The organism is Mesorhizobium sp. CA13, assembly GCF_020165235.1.
Lineage (GTDB): Bacteria > Pseudomonadota > Alphaproteobacteria > Rhizobiales > Rhizobiaceae > Mesorhizobium.
In genome coordinates this window covers 392,302-408,771 of the sequence record NZ_JAIUHS010000005.1, presented here as the reverse complement: position 1 = coordinate 408,771, position 16,470 = coordinate 392,302, and the positions used below count along the sequence as shown (strand labels likewise).

General features: G+C 63.1%; 13 protein-coding genes. 9 read left to right on the top strand and 4 right to left on the bottom strand.

Annotated elements, in window-relative coordinates; translation table 11 throughout:
- Window positions 1-5 precede the first annotated feature (5 nt).
- Complete coding sequence (locus LB566_RS15465; RefSeq protein ID WP_140496549.1) at window positions 6-746, top strand: ribonuclease activity regulator RraA; 741 nt, start codon at window positions 6-8, stop codon at window positions 744-746.
- 1,088 nt (window positions 747-1,834) lie between these two features.
- Window positions 1,835-2,179, top strand: coding sequence for a hypothetical protein (locus tag LB566_RS15460; protein ID WP_140639886.1), 345 nt, complete (start codon window positions 1,835-1,837; stop codon window positions 2,177-2,179).
- 110 nt (window positions 2,180-2,289) lie between these two features.
- Here the strand turns inward: LB566_RS15460 and ggt are convergent, their stop codons facing one another.
- The 3 genes from ggt to LB566_RS15445 all read right to left on the bottom strand — a co-directional run bounded on the left by ggt (window position 2,290) and on the right by LB566_RS15445 (window position 7,710).
- Window positions 2,290-4,029 (bottom strand): gamma-glutamyltransferase, encoded by a 1,740-nt coding sequence (gene ggt / locus LB566_RS15455; RefSeq protein WP_224625022.1) that lies wholly within the window; start codon window positions 4,027-4,029, stop codon window positions 2,290-2,292.
- 110 nt (window positions 4,030-4,139) lie between these two features.
- Entirely contained in the window at window positions 4,140-5,432 is a 1,293-nt protein-coding gene (rhaI, locus tag LB566_RS15450; protein ID WP_224625021.1) for an L-rhamnose catabolism isomerase, read from the bottom strand.
- A gap of 175 nt (window positions 5,433-5,607) precedes the next feature.
- On the bottom strand, window positions 5,608-7,710 hold the full coding sequence (locus tag LB566_RS15445) for a bifunctional rhamnulose-1-phosphate aldolase/short-chain dehydrogenase (protein ID WP_224625020.1): 2,103 nt from the start codon (window positions 7,708-7,710) through the stop codon (window positions 5,608-5,610).
- A 187-nt stretch (window positions 7,711-7,897) separates the two neighbouring features.
- Here LB566_RS15445 and LB566_RS15440 point away from each other — a divergent pair, with 187 nt between their 5' ends.
- From LB566_RS15440 to LB566_RS15410, 7 genes are all read left to right on the top strand, one after another.
- Window positions 7,898-8,701 carry a DeoR/GlpR family DNA-binding transcription regulator gene (locus LB566_RS15440; protein ID WP_224625019.1) on the top strand — a complete coding sequence of 268 codons (804 nt, stop codon included), beginning with the start codon at window positions 7,898-7,900 and terminating at the stop codon, window positions 8,699-8,701.
- Between the two features lie 56 nt (window positions 8,702-8,757).
- Complete coding sequence (gene rhaS, locus LB566_RS15435; RefSeq protein ID WP_224625018.1) at window positions 8,758-9,753, top strand: rhamnose ABC transporter substrate-binding protein; 996 nt, start codon at window positions 8,758-8,760, stop codon at window positions 9,751-9,753.
- A gap of 183 nt (window positions 9,754-9,936) precedes the next feature.
- Complete coding sequence (locus LB566_RS15430; RefSeq protein WP_224625017.1) at window positions 9,937-11,478, top strand: sugar ABC transporter ATP-binding protein; 1,542 nt, start codon at window positions 9,937-9,939, stop codon at window positions 11,476-11,478.
- Entirely contained in the window at window positions 11,475-12,452 is a 978-nt protein-coding gene (locus LB566_RS15425; RefSeq protein ID WP_140552738.1) for an ABC transporter permease, read from the top strand. Before LB566_RS15430 ends, LB566_RS15425 begins: the two co-directional genes overlap by 4 nt.
- Before the next feature lie 5 nt (window positions 12,453-12,457).
- Window positions 12,458-13,453 carry an ABC transporter permease gene (locus tag LB566_RS15420; protein ID WP_411910481.1) on the top strand — a complete coding sequence of 332 codons (996 nt, stop codon included), beginning with the start codon at window positions 12,458-12,460 and terminating at the stop codon, window positions 13,451-13,453.
- Window positions 13,453-13,770, top strand: coding sequence for an L-rhamnose mutarotase (rhaM, locus tag LB566_RS15415; RefSeq protein WP_224625015.1), 318 nt, complete (start codon window positions 13,453-13,455; stop codon window positions 13,768-13,770). Before LB566_RS15420 ends, rhaM begins: the two co-directional genes overlap by 1 nt.
- Window positions 13,767-15,143: an FGGY-family carbohydrate kinase gene (locus tag LB566_RS15410; protein ID WP_224625014.1), complete on the top strand. Its 1,377-nt coding sequence runs from the start codon at window positions 13,767-13,769 to the stop codon at window positions 15,141-15,143. The genes rhaM and LB566_RS15410 overlap by 4 nt, the downstream gene beginning before the upstream one ends.
- Before the next feature lie 16 nt (window positions 15,144-15,159).
- Here LB566_RS15410 and LB566_RS15405 read toward each other — a convergent pair whose 3' ends face one another.
- A complete protein-coding gene (locus LB566_RS15405) occupies window positions 15,160-16,410 on the bottom strand; it encodes a D-amino acid dehydrogenase (protein WP_224625013.1) in 1,251 nt (416 codons plus the stop codon).
- Window positions 16,411-16,470: the final 60 nt, after the last annotated feature.

Here is a 16,470-nt window from a genome sequence, read left to right as displayed (position 1 = left end):
CGAAAATGACGCATACTCCCGACATCACGCGGCCGCCCAAGGACCTGATCGACGCGCTAAGGGAGATCGGCGCCGCTACGGTCGCGGGCACACTTGGCCATATGGGCTTTCGCAATCCGCACATGGTCGGCCCGGTGCCGCAGAACCATGGGAAGTCGATCGTCGGGCCGGCACTGACATTGCAGTTCATGCCGCAGCGACCGGACCTCTTCACCGAGGGAGAATATGCCGATCCGGAGACGCAACTTCACAGACATGTGCTCTACCATGCGCAGGAGGGCGACGTGGTCGTCGTCGACGCGCGCGGCGACATGAGCTCCGGTGTCTTCGGCGATATGATGTCGACCTATTTCAAGGGCAGAGGCGGCGCGGGCATCGTCATCGACGGGTGCATGCGCGACCGGCCCAATGTCGAAAAGCTCGACCTGCCTCTTTGGCTGCGCGGCTGGACGCCCAATTATCATGTGCAGACCAGCATCTATCCCAATGCGGTCAACGTTCCGATTGCCTGCGGCGGTGTCACGGTGATTCCCGGCGACATCATCGTCGCCGATGACGACGGGGTGGTGGTGCTGCCCGTCGCAATGGCCCCGAAGGTCATCGAAGAATCCCAGAAACATCACGATTGGGAGGAATTCTCACGAATGAAGCTCATGGGGGGAGCGCCGTTGCAACGCTACTACCCACTGCACCCAAGCGCTAACGACGAGTACGAGGCTTGGCGGAAAGCCAACGCCAAACCTTGATAGACAGGATGAGCTGACAGTCGCCGGCGCGCGTCAGCCATTCCCCCAAATTTATCCTGGTGCCGCATTGTGCATCGAACAGGTGCGCCTTTGCACACCATCATCTCCAGCCCGATCTCCTGATCAGGTTTGAATGGCGGCCGATCCGGCTCTCCGCCCGCTCGTTGACCTAAGCTGGATTTAGTCCCTAGCCACTCCAGACCTGTCCCTGCCGAAAGCCGGCGGCTTTTGCATCGGGAGATACCTGACCGCGCTGGTGGCGACACATTACCGTAACGGAAGCGGCCCTATCATTCATTCGGTGATTTTGGGCGGGGGCCGGAGGATCGCAGGCCGGGACCGTCAGAATTAGGGGACCTGATATGGCCACGCAGCTTTGTCACATAGAGACAGCATCCTCGGGAACGGGCTCGGCAATGGCTCCAAAGTTCGCGGAATCATGCGCTTGGGCGAATGCACGAGGCGTAACAATCTATCAGCGTTCAAAAACGGTATGGATCGCGGCCGGCGGCTATCGAGGCCGCGATTTGAAAGTAAAGGGACGGTCGCCGGCCACCGCGCTCGCACTATGGATTGAGGCTGTCCAGTACAGAGGTTCGACATGGGGCTGACCAATGAGGCGTCCAGAGCACGCAACGAGATCAGCATCCATCGTATCGCCGCCCTGATACCAGCTTAGGGTATCGCAGGCCGTCACCGAAATTCGATCCCGGGCCGAGCTTTGTCCATGCGATCAGCCTGGACCGCTTTCGTCGAGCTTGGTTCATCAACCCCTGGAGCTGAACATTTTGAGGGGCCGCGCCTGGCGCCGCGGCTCCGGTCGCGTAAAAATGCTTCTGCCGAAGCCGAATCAACTCCGCCATCATGTTTTCTCCAGAAGAAGCGCCCATATTTAAAAACAGGTTGGCGGACCGTTGTCATTCGGGCAGACACCGTTGGAGTTGCGGCGATGATCCGAACCCGCCAAAACGGTTGGCGCGCCCCGCCGGAACGGTTTGATATCGCGGTCAACACGTAGGGAGAAACACGCGATCGGGTTGCGCTCGGCATGTGTTGATGGTTTGTTGCCGGTCAGCGGAGAACGAGTGATGCGAGAATCCATCGGTCAAGACGAATACGGGTCGACCAGCCCCTTCGATCCGGACGACCTGCCGAATTTGAATGCGATCGGTCCGGCGATGGGCGGCGGTAACGACTTCGAGAGATACGCGGTCGCCGTCATAATCGTGTTCGGCGCCCTGATCATAGGCGGGCTGATGGCCGCGTCGATGACCTTCGGCCACCGCAACGGCTTCCTGTTCGCGCTCGGCGGCGCCACATCGGCCTGGATATCGGGAAACGCGCTTCTGCTCGACCGGCCGCGCATCTACGCACTGTTCGTCGGAATCGCGGCCCTGATGCTGATCGCATCCACCGTCACGCTGATTTCGTGACGGCTTGATCGTCAATCAGGGCGGTCGTTTCACGGAAACTCAGGCCGCCCTGTCTTTTCGTTTTCGACGCGATTGCGGACGCGGGTTCACGCGCCTTCGGAGTGCGCCAGTCAGTAGCCGAGCGCCTCGCCGGAGGCGGCGCGGCTGTCGATGGCGCCGTTGTAACGGGCGCCACCCCCCTTCTCGATTTCCGCCAGGCTCTTGCCGCCGACCAGGATGCCGGCCGCCTGGCCCCAGGTCTTGTCGCCGAGGTCGAGATGATAACCCATGCCGGCCAGCAGCCTTTCGGTGTCGGGCGAGAGTCCGAACGGCTCGATATACACTGTGTCGGGCAGCCATTGGTGATGGATGCGCGGCGCGTCGATCGCCTCCTGGATATTCATGCCGTGGTCGATGACGTTGACGATGGCTTCCAGCGTAATGGTGATGATGCGCGAACCGCCGGGGCTGCCGATGACCATGAACGGCTTGCCGTCCTTGGCCACCACGGTCGGGCTCATCGACGACAGCGGCGTCTTCTTCGGCTGGATGGCGTTGGCCTCGCCCTGGACCAGGCCGTAGAGGTTGGGCACGCCGGGCTTCTGGGTGAAATCGTCCATCTCGTTGTTGAGCAGGATGCCGGTTCCGTCAGCGACGACGCCGGCGCCAAACGAGCCGTTGAGTGTGTAGGTGACCGCGACCGCGTTGCCGTCCTTATCGACGATCGAATAGTGGGTCGTCTCCTTGCTCTCGCCGAACCCCTTCGGCATCAGGTCCTGAGAGACGCCGGCCCGGAACGGATCGATCTTGTCGCGGATGTCCTTGGCGTAGGCCTTGTCCAGCAGTTTCGAGACCGGATTGTCGACGAAATCGGGATCGCCGAGCGCCGAGTTGCGATCGACATAGGCGTGGCGCATGGCTTCGACCATGACATGCACGGTCTCTGCCGAACCGGCGCCGAGATAGGAGAGCGGATAACCTTCCAGCACGTTGAGGATTTCGCAGATGATCACGCCGCCGGAGCTCGGCGGCGGCGAGGAGATGATCTCGTAGCCGCGATAGGAGCAGGTCACGGGTTTCAGCTCGCGCACCGCATATTGTTCGAAATCGCCCTTGGCCAGGATACCGCCCTTGGCGTCGCTCGCCTTGACGATCGCATCGGCGATGGCGCCCTTGTAGAAGGCGTCGGGGCCTTTCTCGGATATCGCCGAGAGCGAGGCGGCGAGGTCGGGCTGGACCAGCCGCTCGCCGATGTCATAAGGCTTGCCGTCGGGTTTCAGGAAGATGGCGGCCGCTGCGGGGTCTTTCGCCAACCTGTCGGCATTCCCGGCAAAAGACGCGGCGTCGCCCTGGTTGAGGATGAACCCATCCTTGGCATAGCGAATGGCCGGCGCCATCAGGTCCTGCCGGGACAAGGTGCCGTATTTTTCGCGCGCCATCTCGAAACCGGCGACGGAGCCCGGCACGCCGACGGCGAGGTAGCCATCGAGGCTGGCACCCTTCACTGGGTTGCCGTCCTTGTCGAGATACATCGTCTTGGTCGCCGCCAGCGGCGCACGCTCGCGGAAATCGAGGAAGGTCGACCTGCCGTCCTTGAAGCGGACGGTCATGAAGCCGCCGCCGCCGATATTGCCGGCATTGGGATAGACGGCGGCGAGCGCATACCCGACAGCGACCGCCGCATCGACAGCGTTGCCGCCCTTCTTCAGGACTTCGACGCCCACCTCCGACGCCAGATGCTGCGCGGTGACAACCATGCCGTTCTCGCCCTTGGCAGGCGCTGGCGAGGCGGCGATGGCGGCCGCCCATGGCGTGAAAGCGATCGTGAAGGAGAGGCTGACGGCGATCAGCGTGCGGCGAGTGATATGCATGGCGGGGCTCCTGGCGAGGACGCCTAGGAAAACCCGTTAGGGCGGGTGAGTCCAGCCAATAGTAAAGGTTTCACACCCCCCGTCTTATCGACGGAGAGCCTGAGCAAGGTCTACACGATCCCACCGCTGCCGCCGGCAACCGCCGGGCGTTCCGCCGCGACCTTGGCGCGGTAGCCTGCCGCCCGGTAGGCGGCGACCGGGTCGATGGCGCCGCCGGCGTTCAGCCGCGCCATGGCCAGGATCGGCTCCACATCGGTGCGGTAGGCCGCCTTCAGCGTCTGCGTCGCCATAAGCGCATCATTGGCCTCCTGAAAGCCTTCCAGCGCCTTGCGGTCGACCAGCAGCGCCTGCGCGTAGGCGCGTTGCACCTCGACCGCGGACAGCATCAAGCTCTCGATGGGATCGGTGACGTTGTGGCTCTGGTCGAGCATATGCGCCGGATCGAACCCTTCGGCGCCGGCCAGTTCGGCATCGACCAGTTCGTTGAAGACCAGGAACAGCCGGTAGGGGTCGATCGAGCCGGCATCGAGGTCGTCGTCGCCATATTTCGAATCGTTGAAATGGAAGCCGCCCAGTTTCCTGAACTGGATCAGCCGCGACACGATCATCTCGATGTTGACGTTGGGCGCGTGGTGGCCGAGGTCGACCAGGCAGAAGGCCTTGTCGCCCAATTCCTTTGATATGATGTAGTTGGTGCCCCAGTCTTGGACGACGGTGGAATAGAAGGCCGGCTCGTACATCTTGTGCTCGGTGAACAGCTTCCAGTCGGCGGGCAGTCCGGCATAGACCTCCTTCATGGCGTCGAGGTAGCGCTCGAACGCCTTGGCGAAATTGACCTGGCCCGGAAAATTCGAGCCATCGCCGATCCACACCGTAAGCGCCTTCGATCCAAGCGTCTTGCCGATCTCGATGCATTCGAGATTGTGCTCGACCGCTTGCCGGCGCGTTCCGGCGTCGGCATGCGACAGCGAACCGAATTTGTAGGACAGCGTCTGGGCCCTGGCGTCGGAGAAGGTGTTGGAGTTCATGGCGTCGAAGCCGAGGCCGAAACGCGAGGCCGCCTGCTTCAGCCGGTTCGGGTCGGCCTTGTCCCAGGGAATGTGCAGCGAGACGGTCGGTGTCGCCTGCGTCAATTGCTTGATGACGGCGCAATCCTCGATCTTGTCGAAGATGTCGCGCGGTTCGCCGGCGCCGGGGAAACGGGCAAAGCGCGTGCCGCCGGTACCGACTCCCCAGGAGGGGATGGCGACGGCGAATTTCTCGACCTTGTCGCGGATGACGTCGATGGCGATGCCGCGGCGGTCGAGTCGTTCGCCGAGCGAGGCGTAGTCGCGATCCAGATTGGCCTTGCGCGCGGCATTGTCCTTGTCGACGACGTCGGCGGAGATGATGGTTTCGGACACTGCTGTTCCTCCCAGATATGTTCGGTCGGCGTTGCCCCTCACCCTTACCCTCTCCCCGTGAAGAACAGGGAGAGGGGATCACCGGCGTTGGAGCGCATCCCTTCTCCCCGTCACTACACGGGGAGAAGGTGCCGGCAGGCGGATGAGGGGCGGCGCAACCCTCAAAGACCGTCGCTTATCGCGTAAAGCTCTGCGCGTTGCCGGCGTCGACGTTGATGATGTTGCCGGTCGATTTGGCCGACATGTCGGAAGCGAAGAAGTAGATCGCTTCGGCGATGTCTTCGGGAAACACCGAGCGCTTCAGCATCGAGCGCGAGCGATAATGTTCCTCGAGATCGTCGGTCGACATCTTGTAGGCGGCGGCGCGCTGTTCCTTCCACTCGCCGGTCCAGATTTTCGAGCCGCGCAGCACGGCGTCCGGATTGACGACGTTGACCCTGATTTGCGCCTCCGCGCCCTCCAGCGCCAGACAACGGGCAAGATGGATCTCGGCGGCCTTGGCGGTGCAATAGGCGGCAGCGTTTGGCGAGGCGGCAAGGCCGTTCTTGGAGGCGACGAAGACGACGTTGCCGCCGATCTTCTGCACCCTGAACAGCCGGAACGCTTCCCGCGACACCAGGAAATATCCCGTCGACAGGATGTCCATGTTCTTGTTCCACAGCGCCAGCGTCGTGTCCTCGATCGGCGCCGAGGAGGCGAGACCGGCATTGGAGACCAGAATGTCGATGCCGCCGAACTCAACCGCTGTCTCGGCAAAGCCCGAAACGACCTGGTCTTCCGAGGTGACGTTGATCACCACCGGGCGGACGAAATCCTTGCCAAAGGCTTTCGCCAACTCCTCGTTCGCGCTGGCAAGTGCTGTCTCGTCGATGTCGGCTAGCACCACGCAGGCGCCTTCGCGCAGCAGGCGGCTCGCCGTCGCGCGGCCGATGCCACCCGCGCCGCCGGTGACGAGCGCGATCTGGCCCGCCAACGACTTCGGCTTCGGCATGCGCTGCAACTTCAGATCCTCGAGCAGCCAGTATTCGATGTCGAAGGCTTCCTGGGCGGGCAGGCCGACATAGGAGGAGACGGTGGAGGCGCCGCGCATGACGTTGATGGCGTTGACGTAGAACTCACCCGAAATGCGCGCGGTGGCCTTGTCGCCGGCGAAGGTGAACATGCCGACGCCGGGCATCAGATAGACCACGGCATTGGGGTCGCGGATGGCGGGAGAGTCCGGATGCTTGCAGCTGTCGTAATAGGCCTGATAGCCGACCCGGTATTCGGCGATATCGTCGGCCAGGCGCGCAATCACCGCATCGACATCGGGCTTCGCCGGATCGAACTCGATGACCAGCGGGCGGATCTTGGTGCGCAGGAAATGATCGGGGCATGAGGTGCCGAGTGCCGCCAGCGGACGCAAATCCCTGGAATTGACGAATTCGAGCACGGCGGCGGAATCGTCGAAATGGCCGAGCTTGTGGCTCTTTTCCGAGATCAGGCCGCGGATTTTCGGCATCAGCTTCGCGGCGATGGCGCGGCGCTCGGCGGGGTCGAGCGACTTGACCGCTTCGCCACCGAAAATGGCGACGCCTTCGGAGCGCCGCTCGAACCACTCGATCGCCTGGTTGATCACCGAGATCGTCGTTTCGTAGCATTCCTTCGGGCTGTCGCCCCAGGTGAACAGGCCGTGGCTTTCCAGGATAACGCCCTTGGCGGCCGGATGGTCGAGGCAGAATTTCTCCAGCCACAGGCCGAGTTCGAAACCAGGGCGCTTCCACGGCAGCCAGCCGATGGCATCGCCAAAGATCTCTTTCGTCAGGGCCTTGGAATCTTTAGCGGCCGCGATGGCAATGATGGCGTCGGGATGCATGTGATCGACATAGGGCTTCGGCACGTAGGCATGCAGCGGCGTGTCGATCGAGGCGGCGCGCGGATTGAGATTGAAGGTGCAGTGGGGCAGGTAACCCACCATCTCGTCTTCATGCTCGACGCCGCGATAAAGGCCTTTGAGGGCCTGCAATTTGTCCATGTAGAGCGTGGCAAACCCATCAAGCTTGATCGAAGCGCTGTCGCCGCCCGAGCCCTTCACCCACAGCACTTCCACGTCCTGGCCGGTAAGTGGATCCTTTTGCCGGATTTTCGACGATGTGTTGCCGCCGCCGTAATTGGTGACACGCTTGTCGGAGCCGAGCGTGTTCGAACGATAGACCAGAAGCTCGGGATCGCTCATCCCCCTTGCCTTCGCATCATCCCAAAGATTGGCGAGGCGCGAGCCGGAGCGCTTGTCGAGCATGGGTAATCCTCCCTTGAAGCGCGGACGGTGCGCTCCTCTTTTCGTCGGGAATGTCTACGCAAGACGCCGCCTTGTCAATCACAAACGATCAACATCAATCATATTGCACTGCACAATGAAATTATATGATCGGAAATGATTGACACTGCGCGATTTCTAATGCCAGATGGCCGTGCAGGGAGGAACCATGCACGAAAAAGAGCGCCACAGGATCATTCTGTCCGCCGTCCAGGAAAAGCCTGTGGTGACGGTGCAGGAAATGGTCGACCTGACGGAGTCGTCCGAGGCGACGATCCGGCGCGATATCGCGGCCCTGCACGTGCAAAAGCGGCTGCGCCGGGTGCGCGGCGGCGCCGAGGCAATCACGCCGCCACAGTTCATCGGCCTTGCCGGCCGGCCTTTTTCCGTCAACGAGACGCTCAATGCGGCGCAGAAGCGGGCGATAGCGCGGGAAGCGGTGGAGCTCTGCAAGGACGGCGAGCCGATCATCATCAACGGCGGCACCACCACCTTCCAGATGGTGCATTTCCTGACCGGCCGCCGCATGCCGATCTTCACCAATTCCTTCCCGATCGCCGAAAGCCTGCTCAAGCACTCCAAGAACACGGTGATGCTGTCCGGCGGCACCATCTATCGCGAGCAGAACATCATCCTGTCGCCCTTCGACAATGACGTGACGCGCAATTTCTACGCGCGCCGCATGTTCATGGGCGCGCAGGGGCTCGGGCCGCTCGGCCTGATGGAAGGCGACCCGCTGTTGATCCAGGCGGAACAGAAGCTGATCGACCAGGCCGACGAGCTGGTGGTGCTGGTCGATTCCTCGAAATTCCGCAAACGCTCCAGCCTGATCCTGTGCGGCCTCACACGCATCGCCACCGTCATCACCGATGACGGCATAGATGACCGCGAGGCAAAGATGCTGGAGACAGCAGGGGTAACGCTGATCGTCGCCCGCAAGTCGGCAAAGGAAGAATCTTCGCTGCAAGCCTGAAACACCCTCACGCCCGCAGCGGCGATGGAATGCAACGCTCAAGGGAGGAATATTCGATGAGCTTTCTGAAAAAACTGATGGTAACGGCGGCCTTTTCCGCCGCCATGTTCGTGAATGCCGCCTATGCCGAGAACGTCAAGATCGCGCTGGTGGTGAAGTCGCTCGGCAACGGCTTCTTCGACGCCGCCAACAAGGGCGCCGAAGAGGCGGCCAAGGAACTCGGCGACGTCGACATCATCTACACCGGCCCGACCAAGGCGACTGCCGAAGCGCAGATCGAAGTGGTCAATTCGCTGATTGCGCAAAAGGTCAACGCCATCGCCATCTCGGCCAATGACGCCGACGCGCTGGTGCCGGTGCTGAAGAAGGCCATGGAGCGCGGCATCACCGTCATTTCCTGGGATTCGGGTGTCGCCAAGGAAGGCCGCCAGCTTCACCTCAACCCGTCCGACACCGGCCTGATCGGCGAGACCATCATCAAGCTCGCCGCCGACTATTTGCCCGACGGCGGCGACGTCGCCATCCTGTCGGCCTCCTCGACCGCGACCAACCAGAACGCCTGGATCGACGCGGCCAAGAAGGTGCTGCCGGAGAAATTCCCCAAGATCAAGCTCGTCGCCACCGTCTATGGCGATGACGATTCGGCCAAGAGCACCGACGAAGCCAAGGGCCTCTTGAAGTCCTATCCGAACCTGAAGGCGATCATCGCGCCGACCACCGTCGGCGTCGTTGCCGCCGCCCAGGTCGTCACCGATGAGAAGCTGATCGGCAAGGTCAACGTCACCGGCCTCGCTCTGCCATCGGAGTTCAAGAAGTTCATCGACAACGGCGCCAGCCAGGCGGTTGCGCTGTGGAACCCGATCGACCTCGGTTACTCCGCCGTCTACCTCGCCCACGATCTGGCGGTGAAGAAGGAAGAGGCCAAGCCCGGCGCGACGCTGTCGATCGGCCGCGTCGGCAAGGTCACGCTCGACGACACCAATTCGGCTGCGATGGCTCCGCCCTTCCAGTTCGACAAGACCAACATCGAGAAGTTCTCCAAGATCTATTGATCTCGGACTGACGGCGCTGCCCCCTCATCCGGCCGCTTCGCGGCCACCTTCTCCCCAGTGGGGAGAAGAGCCTGGCGCCAAGCTCGGCAGTCTCCTCTCCCCTCGGGGAGAGGTCGACCGAGCGAAGCGGAGGTCGGGTGAGGGGAGTCAACACGGAATAGATTGACCGGGCTTGATACAACCATGGACACGACAGCCCATCACGGCACAAAAGAGGAGCAGGCTGAGAGCCCGAGCCCACGCCTGACGCTGTCCGGCATCTCGAAGAGCTTTCCCGGCGTGCGCGCGCTGCACAATGTCAGCCTGTCGCTCTATCCGGGCCAGGTGACGGCGCTGATCGGGGAAAACGGCGCCGGCAAGTCGACGCTGGTCAAGATCATGACCGGCATCTACCAGCCCGATGCGGGCATGATCAGCATAGACGGGCAGGACGTCACCCTGCCCAGCGCGCACGCCGCCTTCGGCCATGGCGTTACCGCCATCCACCAGGAAACCGTGCTGTTCGACGATCTGAGCGTCGCCGAAAACATCTTTCTCGGCCATGCGCCGCGCACCCGCTTCGGCACCATCGACTGGCGCACGATGCGCAGAAATGCGCGCGAAGTGCTCGACACGATGCACGCCGGCCATATCGACGCCGACGCAAGGCTGAAGGACCTCGGCATCGCCAACAAGCATCTTGTTGCCGTGGCGCGGGCGATGTCGATCGACGCGCGGATCGTCATCATGGACGAACCGACGGCCGCCCTTTCGATGAAGGAGATCGAAGAGCTCTTTTTGCTGATCGAGTTCCTCAAGAGCGAAGGCAAGGCGATCCTGTTCATCAGCCACAAGTTCGACGAGATCTACCGCATCGCCGACCGCTACACCGTGTTTCGCGACGGCGAGATGGTCGGCGAAGGGCTGATCAAGGATGCTGCCCAGAGCCAGATCGTGCGCATGATGGTCGGCCGTGCGGTCGACCACATTTTTCCGCAGCGCAAGGCCGAGATCGGTGCGCCGGTGCTGTCCGTCGCCGGCCTGTCGCACCCCACCGAATTCAACGACATCGGCTTCGAGTTGCACAAGGGCGAGATTCTCGGCTTCTACGGCCTTGTCGGCGCCGGCCGCAGCGAGGTGATGCAGGCGATTTCAGGGATCACCCGCACCTCCGGCGGCACGATCACGCTGGACGGCAAAACGATCGCACCGAAATCGGCGGCGGATTCGATCGAGGCGGGCATCGTCTACGTGCCCGAGGAACGCGGCAAGCAGGGCGTGGTGATCGGCCTGCCCATCTTCCAGAATGTTTCTCTCCCGTCGCTGGCACGCACGTCCAAATCCGGCGTGCTGCGGCTGGCGGAGGAGTTTTCGCTCGCCCGCTCCTACACCGAGCGGCTCGACCTCAGGGCCTCCTCGCTCAGCCAGGATGTCGGCACGCTGTCGGGCGGCAACCAGCAGAAGGTGGTCATCGCCAAATGGCTGGCGACCACGCCCAAGGTCATCATCCTGGACGAGCCTACCAAGGGCATCGACATCGGCTCCAAGGCCGCCGTGCACGGCTTCATGGCCGAGCTGGTGGCGCAAGGCCTGTCGGTGATCATGGTGTCTTCGGAGCTGCCCGAAATCCTCGGCATGTCCGACCGCGTCGTCGTCATGCGCGAGGGCCTTGTCGCGGCCGTCTACGACAACAAGGGACTGGACGCCGAGACGCTGGTCCGGACGGCGGCGGGGATTGCGGCATGAAAACTTTGCTGAAATACCGCGAAATCTGGCTGCTGGCGGCAATCGTCGTGCTGATCGGGCTGATCTCGACGCGTTTTCCCGCCTTCGCCGACCCCGGCAATTTGCGCCAGGTGTTCAACGACACCTCGATCCTGATGATCCTGGCGCTCGGCCAGATGGTGGTCATCCTGACCCGGTCGATCGACCTGTCGATGGCGTCGAACCTCTGCTTCACCGGCATGGTGGTGGCAATGCTGAACGCCGCTCACCCGGCGATCCCGATCCCGCTGCTGATCGTCATCGCGCTGGCCGTCGGCCTGGTGCTCGGCGCCATCAACGGCCTTCTGGTGTGGCGGCTGAACATCCCCTCGATCGTGGTGACATTGGGCACGCTGACCATCTATCGCGGCGCCACCTTCGTCCTGTCCGGCGGCGCCTGGGTCAATGCCGACAAGATGAGCCCGGAGTTCATCGGCTTCCAGCGCGCGGCCTTGCTCGGCATCCCGGTGCTGTCCTGGATTGCCATCCTGGTCATCGCGCTGTTCTTCATCCTGATGACGCGCACCGCGCTCGGCCGCTCGATCTATGCCATCGGCGTCAACCCGACGGCGTCGGTCTATGCCGGCATCGATGTCGGGCGGACGAAATTCATCGTCTTCTGCATCTCCGGCATGATCGGCGGGCTCGCCGGCTATCTCTGGATCTCGCGTTACGTGATCGCCTCGGTCGAGGTCGCCAATGGCTACGAGCTCAACATCATCGCCGCTTGCGTCATCGGCGGCATCTCGATCGCGGGCGGCATCGGCTCGGTCGGCGGCGCGGTGTTGGGCGCGCTGTTCCTCGGCATCATCTCCAACGCGCTGCCGGTCATCAACATCTCGCCCTTCTGGCAGATGGCGATTTCGGGCAGCGCCATCATCCTGGCCGTCGTGCTCAACGCGCGCGGCGAACGCCAGCAGGGCCGCGTCATCCTGAGAAAGGCGGAAGCGGCATGACCGACATCGCCAACACCCCTGCCCCGCGCCACATTCCCGACCGGTTGGACAAACCGCTCAGCTCGGCGATCTTTTCCTGGGAAGCGCTGCTGGTCGTGGTGGCGCTCGCCATCTTCGCCATCAACAGCTTCGCCTCGCCCTATTTCCTCGACCCCTATTCGCTGTCGGACCTGACCTTCAACTTCACCGAGAAGGGCCTGATCGCCTTCGCCATGGCGCTGCTGATCATTTCGGGTGAGATCGACCTCTCGGTCGCCGCCATCATCGCGCTGGCCTCGACCATGATGGGCATGGCGGTGCAGGCCGGCGCCGGCACGCCGGTGCTGGTGGCGATCGGCATCGTCGTCGGGCTCGGCTGCGGCGCCTTCAACGGGCTGCTGGTCACGAGGCTTGGCCTGCCCTCGATCGTCGTGACCATCGGCACGATGAGCCTGTTTCGCGGCATCGCCTTCATCATCCTCGGCGACCAGGCTTACAAGGGTTACCCTGGGAGCTTCGCCTTCTTCGGCCAGGGCTATGTCTGGTGGGTGGTGTCGTTCGAGCTGGTGCTCTTCCTCATCGCCGCTGTCGTCTACTGGTTCCTCCTGCACCGCACCAGTTTCGGCCGCCGCGTCTTCGCCATCGGCAACAATCCGGTGGCGGCGCAGTTCTCCGGCGTGCGTGTCGGCCGCATCAAATTCATCCTGTTCTGCCTGACCGGCCTGATGTCCGGCATCGCCTCGGTGCTGATCACCTCTCGGCTCGGTTCGACCCGGCCGTCGATCGCACAGGGCTATGAGCTGGAAGTCATCACCATGGTGGTGCTTGGCGGCGTCAGCATCCTTGGCGGCGCCGGCAGCATTGTCGGCGTCGTGCTCGCCGCCTTCATCATGGGGCTGGTGACCTTCGGGCTCGGCCTGCTCAACGTACCCGGCATCGTCATGTCGATTTTTATCGGCCTGCTGCTGATCATCGTCATCGCGCTGCCGATCGTCTGGCGGCGGCTGCGTGGGGGACGATGATGGCTGAAAAATACGCGTTCAAGATGAGGCTCAAGCCCGGCATGAAGGCGGAATACAAGAAGCGCCATGACGAGATCTGGCCGTCGCTGGTCGCGCTGCTGAAGCAGGCCGGCATCTCCGATTATTCCATCCATCTCGACGAGGAGACCAACATCCTGTTCGGCGTGCTGTGGCGGCGGGACGACCATGGCATGGCAGACCTGCCGAAGCATCCGGTGATGCAGCGCTGGTGGGCGGACATGGCCGACCTCATGGAGACCAAGCCTGACAATGAGCCGGTGGCCGTGCCCCTGGAAACCGTGTTCCATATGGCATGAGCGCCCCGCGCCACATCGCCGTCATCGACATCGGCAAGACCAACGCCAAGGTGGCGCTGGTCGACCTCGCCACGCTGAGCGAGGTCGCGCTGCGCCGAATGGCGAACGCGCCGGTGCGGCAAGCCCCCTACCCGCATCACGATGTCGAGGCGCTGTGGGCCTTCATCCTCGACAGCCTTGCCGATCTCAACCGCAAACGGCGCATCGACGCCGTTTCGATCACCACCCATGGCGCCACCGGCGCGCTGGTCGATGCTTCGGGCGAGTTGGTGTTCCCAGTGCTCGACTACGAATTCGATGGTCCCGAGGAACTCGCGGTCGAGTATGACGCGATCCGTCCGCCGTTCGCTGAAACCGGCACGCCGCGGCTGCCGCTCGGCCTCAATCTCGGCGCGCAATTCTTCTGGCAGCAGAAGCGCTTTCCGGCGGAATTCGCCAGGGCAACGGCGACGTTGATGTATCCGCAATATTGGGCGCTGCGGCTGACCGGCATCGCCGCCAACGAGGTGACCTCGCTTGGCTGCCACACCGATCTGTGGAACCCATGGAAAGCCGATTTTTCGGCAATGACCGACCGCCTCGGTTGGCGCGCGTTGATGGCGCCGGTGCGGCCGGCAAGCGACCGGCTCGGCCCGCTCCTGCCGGCGCTTGCCGCGCGGACCGGGCTCGATCCGCAGACGCCTGTGTTCTGCGGCCTGCACGATTCCAACGCCTCGCTGTTGCCACATCTTCTCGCGGACGCGCCGCCTTTCAGCGTCGTCTCGACCGGCACCTGGGTGGTGTCGATGGCGGTCAGCGGCAGATCGGTCGCGCTCGACCCGGCGCGCGATACGCTGGTCAACGTCAACACGCTGGGCGATCCCGTGCCGTCGGCGCGCTTCATGGGGGGCAGGGAATTTTCCATATTGACGGAAGATCAGCCGGAGAACTGGACCGAAGACGATGTCGGGGCCGTGCTGGCAAAAAGGACGCTGCTGCTGCCGTCGATGCATCAGGGGTCGGGACCGTTCCCGCATCATGCGGCGGCGTGGCTCTACGCCGACGGCATGAACAGCGGCCAGCGCTTTGCCGCCATCTCTTTTTATCTGGCGCTGATGACGGCGACCTGCCTCGATCTGATCGGTGCCGACGGCCCGACCATTGTCGAAGGCCCTTTCGCGCGTAACCGGCTGTTTGTCGGCATGCTGGCGGCGGCGACCGCCAGAAGCGTCGTCGCCTCCGAAGCCGCGACCGGCACCAGCATCGGCGCCGCGTTGCTGGCATCGGACCAGGCAAAGGCGCATGGCAAGGGCTCGAGACAAGAACTGCCGGCTGACCTCGCCTGGACGGATTATGCAAGCACCTGGCGGGCGGCAGTCGAAAGGCCGGGCTGACTACGGATCCGCTTGCCTAGCCTTGAAAGACCAGTCCTTGCGGATCGATTTCGGGCCTGCGGCCCGCGACGAGGTCGGCGAGGAATTTGCCTGAGCCGCAGGCCATGGTCCAGCCGACATGGCCGTGGCCGGTGTCGAGATAGAGATTTTTGTAGCGGGCCCGGCCGATGACCGGCACGGAATTGGGCATCATCGGCCGCAAGCCCGCCCAGAACACAGCCTTCTTCTCGTCGAACGCGCCCGGGAAAAGATCCTTGCCGGTGCTGATGATGGTGTTGAAGTCAGCGGGCTTGAAGCTTCGGTCAAAGCCGGTGAACTCGGCCGTCGAGGACATCCGCAAGCGGTTGCCCAGCCTGGAATAGCCGATCAGCCGGTCCTCGTCGGCGCCGCCCATGGTCGGCCCCTTGCTTTCATCCTCCAGGGGAATCGTCGCGGTATAGCCTTTCACCGGATAGACTGGCAGGTCGATGCCGTAGCGGCGGCCGAGCAGGCCGCTTTCCGGGCCCATTGCGATAACAACCGCATCGCCGGCCACCGGACCTGACGAAGTGATGACGGCCCGTACCCTGTCGCCTTCGATATCGAAGCCTTCGACCGTGGTGCCGAACCGGAACTCGACACCAAGCTTCTCGGCCGCATAGGCGGCGAGCCTGTCGACAAACAGTTTGGAATCGCCGGTCTGGTCAGTGGGCGAATAGACCCCGCCGGCTATCTTGTCCTTCACCCCGGCAAGTCCCGGCTCCAGTTCGACCAGCCGGTCGCGACCGACAATCTCGATCGGCAAGCCATGCTCGGCAAGATAGCGATAATTGTCGGTTCCGGTGTCGAGACTCTTCTGCGAGCGGAAGAAGTAGAGGATGCCCTTCTTGCGCTCGTCATAGTGGATGCCGGTCGCCTCCGACAGCGCATTGATGCAGTCGCGCGAATAGAGCGCGAGCCGCAGCTTGATGTCGGTGTTGGCGCGCAGGCGCGCCACCGTGCACTGGCGCAGGAAGCGCAGGCTCCAGGCGAGAAAATAGGGATCAAAGCGCAGCCGCACCTTGATGCCGAGATCGTGGTTGTAGAGCCCGCGCAGGAAGGTCTTCAGCGCCGCCGGGGAAGCCCAGGCGGTGGCATCGCCGGGCGACACCAGCCCCGCATTCGACTGGCTGGTGCCCCGCGCCGGCGCCGGATGGCGCTCGATGACGGTGACCTCATGGCCGTCGCTCGCCAGATAGTAGGCGGCCGCCGTGCCGACGACGCCGGCCCCGAGCACCGTTATCTTCATGCCATCCCCCAAAGCTCGACACGGCGCGGCGCTTCCGCGCCCTCGCCAACGCCTTCCATA